The following is a 904-nucleotide window of genomic DNA, read 5'->3' as shown; positions in this document are numbered from 1 at the left end:
TGGTTTACGCTGAGCGATCCGGCCATGGAAGAGGCACTGCACGACGTGCCGTTGTTCCGTGAATTCGCTGGCCTGACCTGGGACACAGCAGTGCCCGACGAGACGACGATTCTTCGATTCCGCCGGCTGCTGGAAGAACACAAGCTGGCCCCGCAGATCCTGGCGCTCATCAACGAACTGCTCAGCGCCAAGGGACTGCTGCTGCGCACCGGCACCGTCGTCGATGCCACACTGATTGCCGCACCGAGCTCGACCAAAAACGCATCGGGTAAGCGCGACCCGCAGATGAAGCAAAGCCAGAAGGGCAATCAGTGGTACTTCGGCATGAAGGCCCACATTGGCGTGGACGCGGACTCGGGTCTGGTGCACACGGTGCGGGGAACGGCAGGCAGCGTCAGCGATGTGGTCGAGGCCAATACCTTGCTGCACGGCGAGGAAGTCGAAGCCTGGGGCGACGCTGGCTACCAGGGCGCTGCCAAGCGGGCCGATGCCAAGGAGGGCGTGCGCTGGAACATTGCCATGCGCCCGGGCAAACGCAAGCTGCTGGACAAGACCCGGCTGGTCGACGACCTGACCGACCAGCTCGAACGCATCAAGGCCAGCATCCGGGCCAAGGTCGAGCATCCGTTTAGGGTGCTCAAGCGCCAGTTTGGCCACGTCAAGGTGCGCTACCGCGGCTTGAGCAAGAACACGGCACAACTGCACACGCTGTTTGCGCTGTCCAACCTGTGGATGGCCCGGCGAACTTTGATGAGAGCGCAGGGATGAGTGCGCCTGCAAACGGCCAAGGGGCCGAGAGAACTGCCCGTACAGGCTGAAAAATCGCTGCGCCACGCGCCCATTCTGCAAATTGGCTCAACTGGGAGCCATCAGCACACTCAAAGTCGCTTTAAGCAGAGCATCC

The 904-nt window shown here is 62.2% G+C and carries 1 protein-coding gene; it reads left to right on the top strand.

Annotated elements, in window-relative coordinates:
* Nucleotides 1–768 (top strand): IS5 family transposase (locus tag AC07ZH_RS20475; RefSeq protein ID WP_495201117.1); only part of this gene is annotated, 768 nt, incomplete at its 5' end.
* Nucleotides 769–904 lie beyond the last annotated feature (136 nt).

Source organism: Simplicispira sp. GW247-4R2A (assembly GCF_059424465.1).
Note: the sequence above shows the minus strand (reverse complement) of the source record. Positions and strands in the feature narration are given on the sequence as shown.